Origin of the sequence: Micromonospora sp. CP22, assembly GCF_009712475.1 — a bacterium.
Lineage (GTDB): Bacteria > Actinomycetota > Actinomycetes > Mycobacteriales > Micromonosporaceae > Micromonospora.
Window position 1 is genome coordinate 66,041 of the sequence record NZ_VCJO01000006.1, and the last position, 17,451, is coordinate 83,491.

18 protein-coding genes are annotated in these 17,451 nt (G+C 72.1%); 8 read left to right on the forward strand and 10 right to left on the reverse strand.

Going from position 1 to position 17,451, the window contains the following annotated elements:
- Window positions 1–5 precede the first annotated feature (5 nt).
- The 3 genes from hrpB to FF096_RS12975 all read right to left on the reverse strand — a co-directional run bounded on the left by hrpB (window position 6) and on the right by FF096_RS12975 (window position 3,804).
- A complete protein-coding gene (gene hrpB / locus FF096_RS12965) occupies window positions 6–2,567 on the reverse strand; it encodes an ATP-dependent helicase HrpB (RefSeq protein ID WP_309223278.1) in 2,562 nt (853 codons plus the stop codon).
- 158 nt (window positions 2,568–2,725) lie between these two features.
- Window positions 2,726–2,917: a DUF397 domain-containing protein gene (locus FF096_RS12970; protein WP_155218102.1), complete on the reverse strand. Its 192-nt coding sequence runs from the start codon at window positions 2,915–2,917 to the stop codon at window positions 2,726–2,728.
- A 44-nt stretch (window positions 2,918–2,961) separates the two neighbouring features.
- Window positions 2,962–3,804 (reverse strand): helix-turn-helix transcriptional regulator, encoded by an 843-nt coding sequence (locus FF096_RS12975; protein ID WP_309223198.1) that lies wholly within the window; start codon window positions 3,802–3,804, stop codon window positions 2,962–2,964.
- A gap of 143 nt (window positions 3,805–3,947) precedes the next feature.
- Here FF096_RS12975 and FF096_RS12980 point away from each other — a divergent pair, with 143 nt between their 5' ends.
- From FF096_RS12980 to FF096_RS12990, 3 genes are read left to right on the forward strand one after another with little or no spacing between them, the layout of a single operon-like run.
- The gene (locus tag FF096_RS12980; protein ID WP_309223199.1) at window positions 3,948–4,574 is read left to right on the forward strand and encodes a GPP34 family phosphoprotein; all 627 of its coding nucleotides are present in this window, start codon (window positions 3,948–3,950) and stop codon (window positions 4,572–4,574) included.
- A gap of 32 nt (window positions 4,575–4,606) precedes the next feature.
- Window positions 4,607–6,130, forward strand: a complete 1,524-nt coding sequence (locus FF096_RS12985) for an APC family permease (protein WP_155217842.1) — start codon at window positions 4,607–4,609, stop codon at window positions 6,128–6,130.
- Window positions 6,127–6,723 (forward strand): N-acetyltransferase, encoded by a 597-nt coding sequence (locus tag FF096_RS12990; protein WP_155217844.1) that lies wholly within the window; start codon window positions 6,127–6,129, stop codon window positions 6,721–6,723. The genes FF096_RS12985 and FF096_RS12990 overlap by 4 nt, the downstream gene beginning before the upstream one ends.
- Before the next feature lie 60 nt (window positions 6,724–6,783).
- Here the strand turns inward: FF096_RS12990 and FF096_RS12995 are convergent, their stop codons facing one another.
- Window positions 6,784–7,608, reverse strand: coding sequence for a SigB/SigF/SigG family RNA polymerase sigma factor (locus FF096_RS12995; protein WP_155217846.1), 825 nt, complete (start codon window positions 7,606–7,608; stop codon window positions 6,784–6,786).
- On the opposite strand from FF096_RS12995, the gene FF096_RS26325 reads away from it, so the two are divergent.
- From FF096_RS26325 to FF096_RS27080, 3 genes are all read left to right on the forward strand, one after another.
- The gene (locus FF096_RS26325; protein ID WP_196222527.1) at window positions 7,502–7,774 is read left to right on the forward strand and encodes a hypothetical protein; all 273 of its coding nucleotides are present in this window, start codon (window positions 7,502–7,504) and stop codon (window positions 7,772–7,774) included. The genes FF096_RS12995 and FF096_RS26325 overlap by 107 nt on opposite strands.
- A 227-nt stretch (window positions 7,775–8,001) precedes the next feature.
- On the forward strand, window positions 8,002–8,736 hold the full coding sequence (locus FF096_RS13000; RefSeq protein ID WP_309223200.1) for a hypothetical protein: 735 nt from the start codon (window positions 8,002–8,004) through the stop codon (window positions 8,734–8,736).
- 159 nt (window positions 8,737–8,895) lie between these two features.
- Window positions 8,896–9,024: a hypothetical protein gene (locus tag FF096_RS27080; protein ID WP_255456636.1), complete on the forward strand. Its 129-nt coding sequence runs from the start codon at window positions 8,896–8,898 to the stop codon at window positions 9,022–9,024.
- A gap of 97 nt (window positions 9,025–9,121) precedes the next feature.
- On the opposite strand, the gene FF096_RS13005 is transcribed toward FF096_RS27080, so the two are convergent.
- Complete coding sequence (locus FF096_RS13005) at window positions 9,122–10,108, reverse strand: pirin family protein (protein ID WP_155217848.1); 987 nt, start codon at window positions 10,106–10,108, stop codon at window positions 9,122–9,124.
- Between the two features lie 10 nt (window positions 10,109–10,118).
- Window positions 10,119–10,598 (reverse strand): MarR family transcriptional regulator, encoded by a 480-nt coding sequence (locus tag FF096_RS13010; protein WP_309223201.1) that lies wholly within the window; start codon window positions 10,596–10,598, stop codon window positions 10,119–10,121.
- 158 nt (window positions 10,599–10,756) lie between these two features.
- Between FF096_RS13010 and FF096_RS13015 the strand changes: the two genes are divergently transcribed.
- On the forward strand, window positions 10,757–11,278 hold the full coding sequence (locus FF096_RS13015) for a GNAT family N-acetyltransferase (RefSeq protein WP_309223202.1): 522 nt from the start codon (window positions 10,757–10,759) through the stop codon (window positions 11,276–11,278).
- A 69-nt stretch (window positions 11,279–11,347) separates the two neighbouring features.
- Here the strand turns inward: FF096_RS13015 and FF096_RS13020 are convergent, their stop codons facing one another.
- From FF096_RS13020 to FF096_RS13030, 3 genes are all read right to left on the reverse strand, one after another.
- The gene (locus FF096_RS13020) at window positions 11,348–11,935 is read right to left on the reverse strand and encodes a general stress protein (RefSeq protein ID WP_155217850.1); all 588 of its coding nucleotides are present in this window, start codon (window positions 11,933–11,935) and stop codon (window positions 11,348–11,350) included.
- A 176-nt stretch (window positions 11,936–12,111) separates the two neighbouring features.
- Entirely contained in the window at window positions 12,112–13,491 is a 1,380-nt protein-coding gene (locus tag FF096_RS13025) for a glycoside hydrolase family 6 protein (RefSeq protein WP_155217852.1), read from the reverse strand.
- 193 nt (window positions 13,492–13,684) lie between these two features.
- Window positions 13,685–15,814, reverse strand: a complete 2,130-nt coding sequence (locus FF096_RS13030) for a SpoIIE family protein phosphatase (protein ID WP_155217853.1) — start codon at window positions 15,812–15,814, stop codon at window positions 13,685–13,687.
- Between the two features lie 188 nt (window positions 15,815–16,002).
- Here FF096_RS13030 and FF096_RS13035 point away from each other — a divergent pair, with 188 nt between their 5' ends.
- Window positions 16,003–16,863 carry a hypothetical protein gene (locus FF096_RS13035; protein ID WP_155217855.1) on the forward strand — a complete coding sequence of 287 codons (861 nt, stop codon included), beginning with the start codon at window positions 16,003–16,005 and terminating at the stop codon, window positions 16,861–16,863.
- A 55-nt stretch (window positions 16,864–16,918) separates the two neighbouring features.
- Here FF096_RS13035 and FF096_RS13040 read toward each other — a convergent pair whose 3' ends face one another.
- Complete coding sequence (locus tag FF096_RS13040) at window positions 16,919–17,293, reverse strand: DUF6401 family natural product biosynthesis protein (protein ID WP_155217857.1); 375 nt, start codon at window positions 17,291–17,293, stop codon at window positions 16,919–16,921.
- Between the last annotated feature and the right edge of the window lie 158 nt (window positions 17,294–17,451).

Consider the following 17,451-nt stretch of genomic DNA (forward strand, 5'->3'; position numbering starts at 1 on the left):
CCGGGCTACCGTCGACGCCCGCTGTGCCGGGTCGGCGTGGCCGTGGTGGGATCCTCCGGCCAGGGGTGGCGTGGGTAGCGTCCGCGCAGTTCGGCGCGGACCTGCCGGTAGCCGGAGTGCCAGAACGAGGCGAGGTCGGCGGTGACCGCCACCGGTCGACCGGCGGGGGAGAGCAGGTGCAGCAGCACCGGCACCCGGCCCCCACCGACCCGGGGCGCCTGCGACCAGCCGAAGGTCTCCTGGAGCCGGACCGCGAGGACCGGGGCCGCCGGATCGGCGTAGTCGACCCGGATCCGCGAACCGCTGGGCACCGCGATCCGCTCCGGTGCCAACTCGTCCAGCCGCCCGGCCAACGGCCAGGGCAGCAGCCGGCGTAGCGCGGCGGTCACGTCGACCCGGGCCAGGTCGCTGCGACGTCGGGCGTCGGACAGCTCCGGCCCCAGCCAGTGCGGGGCGCCCGTCAGCAGCGCCTCGTCGGAGACGTCAGGCCAGTCGTCGCCGAGCGCGTGTCGGCAGAACGCCAGGCGCTCGCGCAGATTCGTGGCCGACGGCGTCCAGCTCAGCAGGTCGAGGCCGGTGTCGCGCAGCCCGGTCAGCAGGGCGGCGACCACCGCCTCCCGGTCGGGGCGGGCCAGGGGCCGGTCGACCACCTCGATGGCCCCCAACCGGAGCACCTCCCTGGCCACCACGTCCCCGCCCGACCAGCCGATCTGGCGTTCACTGCGCAGCAGGGAGCCGGCCACCTCGCGGGCGGTGACCTCGTCGAGGACGGCGGCGAGCCGGATCCGCGCGGCCGGTGCGCCGGGGGCACGATCGGCCACCGCGACGGCCAGCCATTCGACGCCCGCCAGCTCCGAGCCGGGTGCCAGCTCCGCCGCGGTCCCGCCGCTCATCAGGTACGCCGAACCGCCCGGCCGCCGCACCCGGGCCAGCCGCTCCGGGTAGGCCAGTCCGACCAGCAGCCCGGCGGCGAGGTCGTCGGGCAACCACACTGGCCGTCGGCCATCCCGTCCCTTGTTCACCGGCACCCCGTCCGCCGCCTCCTGCGGCTGGTCCGGGGCGGCGGGCGGCAGAGCGGCGCGCAGCCGGCGTACCTCCGCACGCCATCGTGCGGTGGCGGCCGGGTCGGTGCCGGCGCGCAACCGACGCCAGGCGGCAGCGAGATCGTCGCCGGAACCGGCCACCGCCGACTCGGCGAGCAGCGCCACCACCTGCGCGGCGCGGTCGGCACCCACCCGGTCGGCCCCGTCGATGAGGGCGCGGGCGAGCCGGGGATGCGCTCCGGCGGCGACGACCGCCCGGCCCCGCTCGGTGATCCGCCCGTCCGCGTCGAGCGCGCCGAGGGCGGTCAGCGTCTCGGCGGCCACCGCCATCGCCGCCGCCGGAGGCGGGTCGGGCAGCGCGAGTCCGGTCCCGCCGGGAGCGCCCCAGGCGGCGACCTCGAGGGCGAACCCGGTCAGGTCGGCGGTTGCGATCTCCGGCTCCGGCTGCGCGGGCAACCGCTCGTGCAGCCCCGGCGACCAGCAGCGGTACACCTGGCCGGGGGCCTCCCGACCGGCCCGACCGGCTCGTTGGGTCGCCGCCGCACGGGACACCGGCACGGTGACCAGCGCGCCCAGCCCTCGCGCCAGGTCCAGCCGGGCCACCCGGGACAGGCCCGCGTCCACCACCGTCCGCACCCCCGGCACGGTCAGACTGCTCTCCGCCACCGCAGTGGCCAGCACCACCCGCCGTCGCTCTCCCGAGCGCAGCGCGGCATCCTGCTCGGCGCTGCTCTGGCGGCCGTGCAGGCGTAGCACGTCGACATCGTCGCGCAGGTCGGAGAGTCTGCCGGCGACTGCGGCGATCTCGCCCACCCCGGGCAGGAAGACCAGCAGGTCGCCCTCCTGCTCGCGCAGCGCTCGTCGGACGGTGGCCGCGACGTGGTCGAGCAGTGCCCGGTCCACCGGTCCCGCGCCGGGCGGTGGCACCGGTCGAGGCGGTGGGGCCCAGATGCGGGTCACCGGATGCAGCGCCGACTCCGCCCGCACCACCGGCGCCGATGTCGCGCCGCCGATCAGGGCGGCGAAGCGGTCTGCCTCCGGAGTGGCTGACATGGCCAGCACCCACAGCTCCGGCCGCAGCGCCGCGCGGGACTCCACGCTGAACGCGAGCGCCAGGTCGGCGTCGAGCTGCCGCTCGTGGATCTCGTCGAGCAGCACCGCGTCGATGCCGGGCAACTCCGGGTCATGCTGCAACCGGCGGACCAGCAGCCCGGTGGTGACCACCTCCACCCGGGTACGCGGCCCGACCCGCCGCTCACCCCGAACCGCGTAGCCGATCCGGTCGCCGACCGGCTCGCCGAGCAGGGCGGCCATCCGCCGGGCAGCGGCCCGCGCGGCCACCCGGCGAGGCTGGGCGACGATCACCCGCCGGGCCACCGCGTCGGCCACCGCGAGCGGGGCGAGCGTGGTCTTGCCGGTGCCGGGCGGGGCGACCAGGACCGCGCTGCCGGCGGACTCCAGCGCCGCCACCAGCGTCGGCAGCACTGGCCGGACCGGCAGGTCGAGAGGCACGTCGGAGAGCACGGCCCAGTCTCGCACCGCCCCGCCCAGCCCACCTGCGCCGGCATCCACGGAGGGGCGCGGCGCTCCGGTCGTCCGGGCGGCGCGGCGTCGATCCTGGCCGCGCGGGGACGTGGGCGGCAGGATGCGTCGGGAGGGCGTCCGCCCGGAGCCCGGAGGGGTCAGCGACTGTGGACGCTGGTGACGAAGGCGCTCCAGGCCGACGGCGGGAAGGTCAGCACCGGGCCGTGGCGGTCCTTGCTGTCCCGTACCGCGACCCCACCGTCGATGGTGGCCACCTCGACGCAGTTGCCGTTGCCCACGCTGCGGGTGCTGGTGCGCCACTTCGCCCGGGACAGGTCGAGCGCGGTCATCGCGATCCCCTTCATCGTTACCGAAAGTGACCGCGATGCAGCGGTCACGTAAAGTAGCGAGAAGCTTCCTTCAGGCGGACCAGGGACGCCGCTGGATCAAGTGCCAGAGCGCACAGCCTCTCGTGCACAAGGCTATACGAGCGCACCTGCGCGGGCTCCTCCAGTGCCATGCCCACGGAGAGATTTTCCAGGTAGACGACGGCCGCGTCGGCCGCGTCGGCAAAGGTGAGCAGCACGTACGACGAGTTCATCGCCGGATGTCCGCCGACGTCGAAGGGAAGTACCTGGATGGTGACGTTCGGTAGCTGCGCGACGGTTTCCAGGTGGCTCATCTGGCCTGCCATGACGCTCCGATCGCTGACAGGGCGTAGCAGTACCGCCTCGTTCAGCACCACCGACAGCTCCACCGGGGCGTTGCCGTGCAGCACGTCCTGGCGGCGTAGCCGGGCGGCCACCTTACGGTCCAGTCCCGACTCGCCGGCGGTGAGTCGGTACACCTCGCGGGCGTACGCCTCGGTCTGTAGGAGGCCGGGCACCGCCTCGGCCTCGTACGTGCGCAGCGTGGCCGCCTCGGCCTCCAGTCCGACGTAGAACTCGAACCAGTCCGGGAGCACGTCGCTGTAGTGCTGCCACCAGCCGCGCTGCTGGGCGCCCCGGGCGATCTCGATCAGCGCCTCGGCGTCGGAGCCGGTGACCTGGTACAGCGCCAGGGCGGCTCGGACGTCGCGGGGCTTGATGCCGATCTGGGCGTTCTCGATGCGCGACAGGTTGCTCTTGGACATGTCCAGTTGGCGGGCGGCGACGTCCAGGGTCATTCCGGAACGTTCTCGCAACTGGCGCAGCTCGCGGGCGATGCGGCGGCGTCTGACGGTGGGGCTCGCAGTCACCCTCCGAGTCTGTCACGGGAAAAGGCGCAGGTCGCACCACCACGGAGTGCAACTAAGAAAAACGGGAGTTGCGTTGCAGTTGCGCTCAGTGCATCCTTTCCCGGGTTAGCGATCACTTTGGACGGCCGGCTCGGGGAGGACGTGTGCTCACCGCCGACGAGTTCTTTCTGATCGCGCACAACGACAACCGGGGCAAGGCGAAGCTGCACCCGGCGGCGACTGGCCTCGGGCTGGCCGGAGGGCTCCTCGGTGAGCTTGTCCTCTACGGACACGTGACGGTCACCGCCGGCCAGGTCGCCGTGATCGACCGCCGACCTCCGGCTGACGCGTTGGCGCACACCGTACTGGATCAGTTGGTCGGCGAGGCCCAACACCAGTCGGTGCGAACCTGGCTCAGCTTCCTCGCCCAGACCGCGGTGACCTCGGTCGGGGAGCGGCTGTGCCGGGCCGGTGTGCTGCGGCGGCAGGAGACCCGGCGGCTGCTGCGGACCGTCGTCACGTACCAACCGATCGACCTCAACGTCGTGGCCTGGCCGGCCACCCGGCTGCGGGCGTTGCTGGAACGCGCCGAACCCCCCACCGTGCCCGACGCGCTGCTGCTCGGGCTGGTCACCGCCGCCGGACTGACCCGCGAGGTGCTGTGGAGCGCCGGTCCGCGCGCGCACCACCGACTCAACCTGATCATCCCGGCCCTGCCGGACCCGCTGAAGGAACTCGTCGCGCACACCGAGGCCGCCGTCGGTGCGGCGGTGCTGCGCGGCGCTCCCTGACCCGGCACCCCTTCCCCAGACCGGAGCGGTACATGTCCTCGACAGCGACATCCCAACGACCGAGCAACGTATCCGAGGCGCTGGCCCGTGGCCGGCTCGGTGTCCCCTCGGTGATCTTCTTCGTCCTCTCCGCGGCGGCACCGCTGACCGTGGTCGCCGGCGTGGTCACCACCGGCTACGGCGTCATCGGCGTGCTCGGCATTCCGCTGGCCTTCCTGGCGGTGGCCCTGGTCCTGACGGTGTTCTCCGTCGGCTACGTGGCGATGGCCCGGCGGATGGCCAACGCCGGTGCCTTCTACGCGTACGTGGCACGTGGGCTGGGACGACCCGCTGGGGTGGGTACGGCCTGGGTGGCCCTGATCGCCTACAACGCCCTCCAGGTCGGGCTCTACGGGACCATCGGCGCGGCGGCCACCCCGGTGCTGGACCGGCTGTTCGGGATCACGCCACAGTGGTGGATCGTGGCCCTGGTGGCGTGGGCCATGGTGGCGGTGCTCGGCCTGCTCCGGGTGGACATCAACGGCATGGTGCTGGCGGCGCTGCTCTGCGCCGAGATCGCCATCATCGTGGTGTTCGACCTCGGCCAACTGGGCAACCCGGCCGGCGGCGACGTGAGCTTCACCGCGTTCTCGCCGGACAACTTCTTCGTACCCGGACTCGGCGCGGTGCTGGTGCTGGCGATTCTCGGCTTCGTCGGTTTCGAGGCCGCGGTGGTCTTCAGCGAGGAGAGCAAGGACCCGAGGCGTACGGTGCCGCTGGCCACCTATCTGTCCGTGGCGATCATCGCGGTGGTCTACGCGCTCTCCTCGTGGAGCATGACGGTGGCGGTCGGACCGGACCGCATCGTCGAGCAGGCCGGTACCCAGAGCGTCGAGCTGATCTTCAACCTGGCCGGGGAGCACCTGGGCGACACCGTCCTGACCATCGGGCAGGCGCTCTTCCTGACCTCGGTGCTGGCCGCCATGATCTCGTTCCACAACACCACCGCGCGGTACACCTTCGCGCTCGGCCGGGAGCGGGTGCTGCCGGCGGTGTTCGGGCGGACCTCGCCGGTGACCGGCGCGCCCCGGGCCGCCTCGCTGGCCCAGAGTGCCCTCGGCCTGCTGGTGATCCTCCTGTACGCGGTCAACGGCTGGGATCCGGTCCTGCAACTGTTCTTCTGGCTGGGTACCAGCGGCGGGTTCGGCGTACTGCTGATGATCGCCACCACCTCGGTCGCGATCATCGCGTTCTTCGCCCGGAGCGGGGAGCGGGAGACGCTGTGGCGCAGGTTGATCGCGCCCGGCATCGCGACGGTCGCGTTGATCGCGATCATCATCCTGGCGGTGCAGAACTTCGCCAACCTGCTCGGGGTCGAGCCGGACTCGCCGCTGCGTTGGGCGATCCCGTTGGCCTACCCGGTGGCGGCCGTGCTGGGCGGTTTGTGGGGCCTGTCGCTGCGGCGGCGGCGTCCCGACACGTACGCCCGGGTCGGTCTGGGCGCGGAGAGCGCGGCGGCCGGCGTGGTCTCGCAGTCGGTCACCGAGCCGACGCCGACGGTGGGGGTGCGGCGATGACCACGACGCAGATCACCCGGCTCGGTGCGGACGACGCCCGCTGGGTCGCCGAGCGGATCGCCGAGTCGTTCCTGGTGCTCGACGCGACGCGGTGGCTGGTGCCGGACGAGGCCAGGCGGGAGACGGTGCTGGCCGGGAACTTCGAGATCATCGTGAGTCACGCGATGCGGCACGGGCTGGTCTTCGGCACCGACGACCGGGCCGGCGTGGCGGTCTGGCTGCCGTCGGTCGGCGAACCGTTGCCGCCGCCGGAGGACTACGACGCCCGGTTGGCCTCGGCGTGCGGGGAGTGGACCCCGAACTTCGTGCACCTGGACGACCTGTTCGCCGCCAACCATCCGCACGCCGACCACCACCATCTGGCGTTGCTCGCGGTGCGGCCGGACCGCCAGGGCCAGGGCGTCGGGACAGCGTTGCTGCGTCACCATCACGCCTGGCTGGACGCCAACGGCATGCCGGCGTACCTGGAGGCGAGCAGCGAGACCAGCCGCGACCTGTACGCGCGGCACGGCTACCGGGTCGCCGAGCCGTTCCGGCTGCCCGACGGTACGCCGTTCTGGCCGATGTGGCGGGAGCCCGTGGCCGCCGCCTGAGGTGGTGCGGACACGCCGGTGGCCGGGTCCGACGGACCCGGCCACCGGCGCCACCCCCTCCTAGTACGTTCCGTCGAGCTGCCCCCGCAGCTTCGTCAGCGCCCGAGCCAGCAGCCGGGACACGTGCATCTGCGAGACGCCGATCTGCTCGGCGATCTGCGACTGCGTCAGGTTGCCGTAGAACCGCAGCGTCAGGATCTTCTGCTCCCGCTCGTCGAGCGTGGCCAGTGCCGGGCCCAGCGCCACCCGCAGCTCGGCCAGCTCGAACTCGCTGTCCTCACCGCCGAGCATGTCGCCGAGTTCGGTCGCGCGGTCACCGTCGCCGGTCGGGGTGGACAGCGACACCGCGTTGTACGCGCGAGCGCCTTCCAGACCCTCCAGCACCTCTTCCTCGGTGAGCTTGAGGTGGGCGGCGATGTCGGCGACCGTCGGGGAGCGACCCAGGGTCTGCAACAGGGAGCTGTTGGCGTCGGAGATCGCCAGCCGCAGCTCCTGCAACCGGCGGGGTACCCGGATGTCCCATGTCCGGTCGCGGAAGTGCCGCTTCAGCTCGCCGATGATGGTGGGGATCGCGTAGCCGGCGAAGTCGACGCCACGGGAGGGGTCGAACTTGTCGATCGCCTTGATGAGGCCGACGGCGGCGGTCTGCGCGAGGTCGTCGGTGGGCTCGCCGCGACCGCTGTAGCGGTGGGCGAGGTGGTTGGCCAGGGGCAGCCAGGCTTCGATCGCCCGGTCGCGCAGCGCGGCCCGTGAGGGGTGCCCGGCCGGCAGCGCGGCCATGGCGTTCAACAAGTCGGCGGCACTGTCGGTGAGCGCCCGCGGGTCGAGCTTAGGGGCCGTGGTTGCCGGGGCGGGCGTCGATTCGGTGATCGTTGACGCGGTCATTGGTGGTCCTCCCTGCACCTCGTCCGCGGATATAGACGTGACGCTTTGGTTGTTTCTGTTTGTACGTTCGGAAGTCACCTTAGCCCGACCGTCCAACAAAAATCTAGCCGAACGGACGATGTACTTATGGGATGCCAAGGAAGAAATGCCTCATACCGCGCGCTGAAGGGTCGGTTTCTGCGCTGAGGGGATGAAGGGACGTAGCATCGAGGTAGCCGATCGGGCCAGTTAGGTAAGCCCGAACGTCGCCGTTGCCGAGTCGGACGGCGGGGGGAAGGTGTCGAACGGATGATGCCGGGCGGTGGGCTGCCCGTCAGTGTCACCAATCCGTCGTTGTCCCGTTGACGGGACCGGGCATAGCGTCGCGGGGTACACCCCTGATCCGGAGGCGCCGTGCTCGATCCTGCCGTTCCTCACCTCGTCGTGAACTGCCGGACGCTGTACTTCAGCTGGCTCCCGGCGGACCCGGACGCGGTGGCGGCGCTGGTCCCCGCAGGACTGCGGCCCCACCCGGACCGCGAGGTCTTCATGAACCAGTACGTGGTGGACGACGAGAGTCAGACCTCCGGCTTCGGCGCCTACTCCCTGACCTACATCGGCATCACGCTGCTCGACATGGACGCCCCGGACGGGGTGACCCCGGGCGGCTGGTGGACCCACTACGTCACCTGTAGCGAGCGGGTACGCGGCTACGCCCTGGCTCGGGGCGCCCCGGCCATGTCGGGGCGTACCAGCATCACCGAGCGGAACGACACGATCGTCACGGAGACCGCCATCGAGGGCCTGCCGGTGATCCGGGCCCAGGTGCGGGTCGGGGAGACCGGACACCTCGTGCACAACGGCCACCACCGCTACCTGACCGAGTTGCACGGTCAACTGGTCAGCAGCATCTACCCGGTGGTCGCCGAACCGTCCGCCTCGTTCGAGATCGAATCAGTGGAGTTCCTCGACCCGGATCATCCGGTGTACGCGTTGCGCCCGGAGAACCCGCTCACCATCGCCTGGGGTTACTACTCACCGAGGTCGTCGTTCGCGTACCCCGGTGGGCTGACGGTGCTCGGCGAGGTGGAGCCGGTCCGTCGGTCGCCACACCGGACGGCGGCTACCGGCCTGTCGTCGAGATCCTGACCGGGCGGTACGCGGCGACCCACCCCGCGTTGGCGTGGTGGGTGGTGGTCGGTGGATCGGGGCGGCCCGGTGAGGTTTTCACCGGGCCAGGCGGGTAACTCGGTGACCGGGTCGGCGTGTTCCGGCCGATCCCCACCCCGAGCAGCGAGGAGCCGTAGCATGTCCGGCGAGCCGACGAACTCCGCGACCGAACACCGTGAGCAGGCGGTGGAGGGCGAGCGGGGGGCGCTGTTGACCGTACTGGTGATGGTCGTGCTCGGCGTGGCCGGCATCTTCGCCGTCTCCTGAGCCACGGCCCGTCGGCCCGCACCGCGCAGCGGGACCGGTCGGTCGCGCCGGGTGGGCGGCCCCGGACATCGGAGCCGCCCCGGCGCCCGATCTGCGATCAGGGACGCTCGCCCTGACCTCCGGTGTGCGGCAGCCGCTCCGCCGGGATCACGCCGAGGCGTCCGGCCTGGAAGTCCTCGAACGCCTGGAGCAGCTCGTCGCGGGTGTTCATCACGAACGGCCCGTAGTGCGCCACCGGTTCCCGGATCGGCAGGCCGCCCATGATGTAGAGGTCCAGCGTCGAGTTGCGGCTGTCCTGGCGGGCGTTGGCCTTGAACCGCAGGGCGTCACCCGGCCCGTGCACGGCCAGCTGGCCGGTGCGTACGCCACGGCCGTTCGCGCCGACGGTGCCCCGACCGCCGAGCACGTAGACCAGCGCGTTGAAGTCGGGCCGCCAGGGCAGGTCGACCTGCGCCCCGGGCTCGACCGTCACGTGGGTGACGGTGATCGGGGTGTACGTGGAACCGGGTCCCCGGTGACCGGCGATCTCACCGGCGATCACCCGGATCAGCGCGCCGCCGTCCGGGGTGGTGAGCAGCGCCGCCTGGTTGCCCCGGATGTCCTGGTATTTCGGCGGGCTCATCTTGGCCGCCCGGGGCAGGTTGACCCACAACTGGGTGCCGTGGAACAACCCGCCGCTGACCACCAGGTGCTCCGGCGGAGCCTCGATATGCAACAGCCCACTGCCGGCGGTCATCCATTGGGTGTCACCGTTGGTGATGGTGCCGCCGCCACCGTGGCTGTCCTGGTGGTCGAAGATCCCGTCGATGATGTAGGTGACGGTCTCGAAGCCGCGGTGCGGGTGCCAGGAGGTGCCCTTCGGCTCGCCGGGGGCGTAGTCCACCTCGCCCATCTGGTCGAGCATGATGAACGGGTCCAGCTCGCTCATCGGCACCCCGGCGAAGGCCTTGCGCACCGGGAAGCCCTCGCCCTCGAAGCCGCTGGGCGCGGTGCTGAGTCGGCGGACCGGCCGGAACGTGGTGGACTCGTCGAGCCGGGGCAGCCGGGGCAGGACGAGGACGTTGTCGACGGTGATGGCGGGCATCGGGGCTCCTTCAGTTGTCGCCGAGGATGGTGTCGCCGGCGGCGTCACGCAGCCGTCGGCCGAGCCGGGTGAAGATCCCGGTCAGGCAGGCGACCTCGGCGTCGTCGAGGTCGTCCATGAGGTGGGTGCGTACGGACCGCAGGTGGTGCGGTGCGGCCTCGCGCAGCGCCAGCAGCCCGGCGGCGGTCAGGACCGCCTCGCTGCCCCGCCCGTCTCGGGGACAGGGCTGCCGGGCGACCAGGCCCCGCCGTTGCATGGCGGAGATCTGGTAGGTCAGCCGGCTGGGGGAGAAGACCAGGCGGTCGGCCAACTCGCCCATCCGCAGTCGTTGCCCGGGCACCTCGGAGAGCAGCACCAGCACGTGGTAGTCGGCGAAGCTGAGCCCGCTGGCGGCGCGTAGGTCGTCCTCCAGCCGGGTGAACAGCCGTTGGCTCGCCTCGATGTAGGTCCGCCAGGCGGTCAGGCGGGTCTGGTCCAGGCTCTCGGTCACGGTGCCAAGGTAGCACTTACTAAAAATTTGAACAATGTGCCCCTGTCCTGTCGCGAGGCAGGAGGATGACGAGCCAACGGTTCGGTCGTGCAGGTTTGAAGAGATAGACGGGCGAAACCGGTGCGCGTCGCGTGGGGGTGGTGTGAGACGCTGCCGCGGTGGAACTGACCGCACCTGGCCTGCTGCTTCGTCCCTGGCGGGAGGCGGATGCGCCTGCCGTGCTCGACGCCTGGCACGATCCGGCCATCGCCCAATGGAACCCGCCGGGAGACTCGCTCGACCTCGACGCCGCGCTGCGCTGGCTACGGTGGCGCGCCGACTGGTCCGGCGGTGGCCACGTGGCGTTGGCGGTGGTCGACCCGACCGATCCGGACGCGCTGCTCGGTTCGGTCTCGTTGCACCGCATCCACGCGGGCGACGCCTCGATCGGCTACTGGACCGTGGCTGCCGCGCGTGGCCGAGGGGTCGCGACGGCCGCGGTCGTACGGCTCACCGAGTGGGCTTTCGCCGACCTGGAGCTGGAGCGGATCGAACTCTGTCACGCGGTGGCCAACCCGGCCTCCTGCCGGGTCGCCGAGCGCGCCGGTTTCCTGGCCGAGGGAACCCTGCGGCAGTCGCACCGCTACGGCGACGGTCGACGCTACGACGAGCACCTGCACGCCCGGCTCGCCACCGACTGACCCGACGCGCGACACCACCACCGGCGCCCCACGATGGGACCGCCGGTGGTGGCGTCGGTGGTGGTGGTGTCAGGCGGCCGTCTGCGGCGCGCGTCCGCCCAGGTTCAGTCGAGCCAGCAGCTGACGGGCCTGGTCGGCCACGTCGGCCTCCACGGTGACCGCGTACTGGTTGGCCCGCAGCGAACTGGCCGAGGTGAAGTCACGCTGCCCGCCGGTCATCGCGTGCGCGATGGCACCGAAGACGGCACCCCAGATCGCGCCGATGACCAGGCCGGCCAGGATCACCGCCACCCAGTTCCCGACGGTGAAGATGCCGAACAGCAGGCCGATGAAGAGACCGAACCAGGCTCCGGTGCCAGCGCCGACCAGCGCCGCGCGGGCGGTGGTCATCCGGCCCAGCACGGTCTCGACCAGGGTCAGGTCGGTGCCGACGATGGCGGTGCGCTCCACCGGGAACCGGTTGTCGGCGAGGTGGTCCACCACCCGCTGGGCGGCCGGATAGTCCGGGAACGCGCCGATCGTCACGGTCGGTGGACCGGTGGGAGGTCCGTGGCCGTTACCACTGGGAGCGGCGGGACGGCCGCCGGGGCCCGACGGGAGGGTGCCGCCGCCGGTCACACCCGGCTGCCAGGCCGAGGGGTTCGACTGTGTGGTCATGGTTCTCCTCCTTCGTCACCTGTCGCCTTCCCGGGTCGACGCGGCGGTAACACCCTGAGGCGGCCCCATGTTGATCCGGCCCGGCAGCTCGAGCGGCAGTGCCCGAGGGGGCAGGGGTGGGCCCCCGATGCCGCCGGTCTCGGCGGCGTCGGGGGCCCACGGGTCGGATCGGCCGATCAGGAACAGGCGGTGCCGTTCAGGCTGTACCCACTCGGCGTGGCCAGGTTGCCACCGGTGAAGGTGCCCTGGAAACCGACGCTGAGCGTGTCGCCGCTGGGCAGGCTGCCGTTCCAGGCGGCGTTGCGCACCGTGATCTGGTTGCCGGACTGGCTCCAGTCACCGTTCCAGCCGTTGCTCAGCTGCACCCCGGACGCGACCGTGAAGGTGAGGGTCCAGCTGTTGAGCGAGGCACCTTGGTTGGTCACCCGGATGTCGGCGGTGAAGCCACCGGGCCAGGTGTTCGGGGTGAACGTCACCGAGCAGCCACCACCACCGGGCGGCGGGGACGACGGCGGCGGCGGGGACGAGGGCGGCGGCGGGGACGAGGGCGGCGGCGGAGACGAGGGCGGCGGGGTGGTCTGCACCGGGCCTGCCGCGATGGCCAGGTCGTACGCCCGCTGCGGGACGAACTGACCCGCTGCCGCGATGCAGCCGTCCGCCTCACCCGGAAGCTTCACCCAGAGGAAGGCGTCGATGGCGGAGTCGCCGGTGTTGGTGGTGCTCGGCGTGCCGATCGCCCGTCCCGGCGGGTCGCACCACTCGGAGCCGGCCGGGCCGTTGCCGTTACGGCTGGTGTCGATGACCGCCTTGAGGTGGGAGTGGCCGGTGGCCGCGATGATCTGCTTGGCGTACGCGACCTCGTCGTGCGTGTACCGGTAGTTCGACACGTTCACCGAGATGCCGTCGGCGCTGTTGGCGATGTCGGCGGCGTTCAGCCGAGCGGCGGCCTCCCCGGCGGAGAGCCAGCCGCCGTGGCCGATGTCGTAGTAGACCTTCGCGGCCGACGAGCCCCGCTTGAGCGCCTTGCCGGCGTACGCCATCGAGGCCCGCACCTCGGCCTGCTGGTTCGCGTCCATGCAGCTGGTCATGATGGGCAGCACGTCCGGTTCCAGGATGATGCTGGCCGGGCGGCCACCGAGACCTGCGGCGACCTGGTCCACCCACTGCCGGTAGGCGGAGTGGTTCGGCGCGCCACCCGCGCTGTGGTTGCTGCAGTCACGGTTGGGGATGTTGTAGACCACCAGAATCGGGATCTTGCCGGCGGCGGCTGCGGCGCCGACGAAGGAGTCCACCTCGGCGCGTACGGTCGAGGTGTTGGTGGTGGTGTACCAGCGGGCCTGCGGCACGTTGGCGATCCGGTCCCGGATCACGGCGGCCTTCGGGTCGTTCGGGTTGGCGGCCACCCACCGGGCGGCGCTGGCCTGCGGATCGACGTAGAAGACGGAGTCGGCGGCGGCGGCGGGCGCGGGGCGCAGCGCGCCCACGCCGACGGTGGCGGCCACGGTCAGTGCCGTCGCCGCGGCGCCGACCAGAGCGAACGTACTTCGGTTTCTCATGGTCTGCTCCTCGTACCCATCGAAGAAAGTGCGTGGAAGCGCTCCCACATGTCCGACAAGGTACGGGTCGATTGCCGGCTTGTGAAGACTTTCGGAACAACTCGATGCGTGCGGGGTTACGACACCCACCCCGCTACCGTCGGTCGCCGTGCGATCGCCGACCCGACCGCGACCGGTGCCGCCCCAGGTCAGATCAGGTCGGCGGCAACAGGATCTCGAACCAGACCGTCGAACCGCGCACCGTGGGGTCGGTGCCCCAGGCGTCGCTCAGCTCCTCGATCAGACCCAGGCCACGTCCCCGGCTGCTCAACGTCTCCGTACGGGTCCGGGTGACGGTGCCCCGGGAGCCCGAGTCGGCCACCGACACGAGCAGGCGCTCGGGGCTCAGGTCGACCTCCACCCGGGCGGCCGTGCCCGCGTGCAGCAGCGCGTTGGTAGTCAGCTCGCTGGTGCACAGCACCGCCGCACCGATCACCGACTCGGCGACCTCCCACTCGGTGAGCTGGGCGGTCATCCAGTGCCGTACCCGGCTCGGCGCGGTCGGCTCGGCCGGCACCTCCATCCGCGCCGACCGGCTCGGCCGCACCGCGTACTCGACGGCGAGGACCGCCACGTCGTCCTCGGTCGCGCCGGGCACGGCCGCGGAGGCCACCGCGCACAACGACCGCGGATCGCCGCTGGGCGCCCCCGCCACCGAATCCGCCAGGCGGGTCAGGCCGTCCGTGAGCGGATACCGGCGTCGCTCCACCACACCGTCGCTGAACAGCAGCAACGTGTCGCCGGGGGAGAACGCGACGGTACGCGTCGCGGCGCGGTAGCCGATCCCCAACGGGGTGCCGGAGGGCACGTCGAGGTACTCGGCCCTCGGCTCACCCGTCGGTGAACAGCGACGCACCAGCGGTGCCGGATGCCCGGCGCTGGCCAGGGTCAGCTCCTCCCGTTCGACGTCGATGACACCGAACGCCACGGTGACGAACAACTCGTAGGTGCCGGCCTCCGCGCCGAGGCTGCCCACCAGCCGGTCGAGCCCGGCGAGCACCCGGTCCGGGCGGGGGTCGTTGAGCGCCAGCGCGCGCAACGCGGCCCGCACCTGGCCCATCCGGGCGGCGGCCTGGACGTCGTGGCCCGCCACGTCACCGAGGACCACCCCCAACTCGCCGGTGGGCAGCACGAACGCGTCGTAGAAGTCCCCACCGGCGGCGTTGCCGTCCACGCCCGGGTCGTAGCGCGCGGCGATCCGCAGGCGGGGCAGGACCGGCAGGTTCTCCGGCAGCATGCTGCGTTGCAGCAGCTGGGCGGTGCCGTGCTGGGTCTCGAAGCGGCGGGCCCGTTCGGTGGCCTGCCCGATCAGCTCGGCCGAGGCGGCCAGCAGCGCCCGCTCCGCGGCGGACCACGGGTGCGGGGATCGGTAGCCGACGGTCAGCGCCCCCCGCACCACCGAGGCGCGCAACGGCACCGCCGCCAGGGCGCGGATCTTCTGATCGTGCCGGTCCACCGCGATCTCGTGCAGCGGCTGGCCGTCGTCGGTGAAACTGGCCTGCCCGCTGCGGGCGCTGACCACGGCCGGGGCCGACCAGTCGGCCGAGCCGCGCCGCCACAGCGGGGGCAGCCGCTCGTCCGCCTCGTCCACCAACTCGCCCCGCACCCGCCGGACCATCCGCCACCCGCTGCCACCGCCGCCGTCGTCCACGGCGAAGGAGACCCGGTCGGCGTCGAAGGTGGTGATCGCGTAGCGCAGCGCGACCCGGGCCACGTCGTCCAGGGTGAGGGTGCCGGAGAGCACCGCGGCGAAGTCGCTGAGGCCCTGCAACTGGCGGGCGGCCGGGCTGGTCTCGGCCACCACGGCCAGGACACCGACGACCCGGCCCCGGCTGTCGCGTACCGGAGAGCAGGCGCGGGTGTAGACGGATTGTTCGACCGCGCCGGAGGCACGGTACAGCGGAAGCGGGATCTCCCGGTCCAGCAGGGCAGCGGCACTGCGGTACGCGTGCTCGATCACGTCGCCGATCCCCGGGCGCTGCCAGACGTCGGCGAAGACCTCCGCGGCGGGACGTCCCACGGCGTCCGGATGCCGGTCGCCGATCAGTTCGGCGTACGCCTCGTTGTAGAGCAGCAGCAAGTCCGTGCCCAGGTGCAGGGCCATCGGGGCCGGTGAGGCGAGCACCACGTCGGCCACCGCTCGCACCGCGGGATCCCACGACTCGTACGGGCCGAGCGTCGTGGCAGCCCACCGGGGGTGGCCGGCGACGGTCTTCGTGCCCGGGACCGCCGTGCCCGGCAGAGGGCCTGCTGGCGTGGGTACTCGCCCGACCGTTCCTGGCATGAGCGCAGCCTAGTCCGCCCGCTCGACCAACGTTCCCGATCATCGACCGGGCGCGTCGGGCCGGGACATCAGGGCAGGTCAGAGCCGCTCCGGTGGGCTCTGTCCGGAAAAAGGGGGTGATCGCGGCGGCGTGCTGGCCGGGTGACGGGGTAAGCGCGCCGGGCAAACCATGCGACAGGAGGGACGTCATGCCGGAAACCCTCGCGGCCAGGCAGGTCAACATCGGTGACGCCGCGGCCGACATGTGGAGGTCGGTGCTGCTGTTCGTACCCCGGGCCATCGCGTTCATCGCGATCCTCGTGGTCGGATGGCTCATCGCCAGAGCCGTGCTCAAGATCGTGGATACGGTCCTGGAACGGGTGGGGTTCGACCGGGCGGTCGAACGGGGCGGTGTCAAGCGTGCGCTGGAACGGACGCGGTACGACGCCAGTGACATCCTGGCGAAGCTGGCGTACTACGCGGTGCTGCTGTTCACCCTTCAGTTCGCCTTCGGCGTCTGGGGCCCGAACGCGATCAGCGATCTGATCGCGGGTGTGGTGGCGTGGCTGCCACGAGCCTTCGTGGCGATCGTCATCGTGGTGGTGGCCGCCGCCATCGCCAACGCGGTGCGGGATCTGGTCACCGGGGCGCTCGGCGGGCTGTCGTACGGCCGCTTCCTGGCCGACGTGACGGCGATCTTCATCATCGCGCTCGGGGTGATCGCGGCGCTCAACCAGGTGGGTATCGCCACCACCGTCACCCAGCCCGTGCTGATCGCGGTGCTCGCCACGGTGGCCGGCATCCTGATCGTCGGCGTCGGTGGCGGTCTGGTGCGGCCGATGCAGCAGCGCTGGGAGGGCTGGCTCACCAGGGCGGCCGAGGAGTCGCGGGCGATCCGTGAGCAGCGGCAGGGTGCCGAGGCCGGCCGCGGCGACATGCAGCGGCAGATGGCCGACCGGACCGGTGCCGCCCAGCCGGCCTCCCGGGGACCGGAGTCCTCGATGGCCGGGGGACGGGGTACCTACCAGTCCGGCAACGCGGGTGACGAGACCCAGCAGTTCCGTCCGTGACGGGCGGTGGTGTCGCGGGACGGGTGTCCACCCTGAGGGTGGGCACCCGTCACCGTCACAGCGGCGGCGGCTGTGGCGACGGCGTGTCCAGCGCGGCCGTCAGCGCGCAGATCGCGAGCAGGCGCAGCAGCACCCAGTCCGCCTCCGCCCAGTCGATCGGCGCCTCGGCCGGCCGCCAGCCGTGCTCCTCGGCGGCGGCGCACATTCCGTCGGCGTAGCCGGCGAGGGCCGCGGCGGTCAGCGGACGCCGGTCCCCGCGCAGGCTGTCCCGGACCGCGGCGGCGTGCTGGTCGACGGCGGCGAGCAGGCCCGGCCGGACCCGGGCGGCGGCGAGCCCGTCAAGGCCCACGGCGTTGGTGAGCGTGACGAGACTGGACCGCACCCAGTCGACGGCGGTGGGGGAGGTGACCCGGTTCGACGACACGCGCATGGGGAACGAATGTAGCCAACCCGCAGCGCCGTGACCTCGGCCGCTCGGACGGTCACGGCCTCCCCGGCGGTGTTCGCCGGGTGACCGGGGGGATCGAGTCGGACGCGGCGGGGCGCGGAAACCGGACGCCGTGGCAGAGCCGGCACGAGGAGGTACGG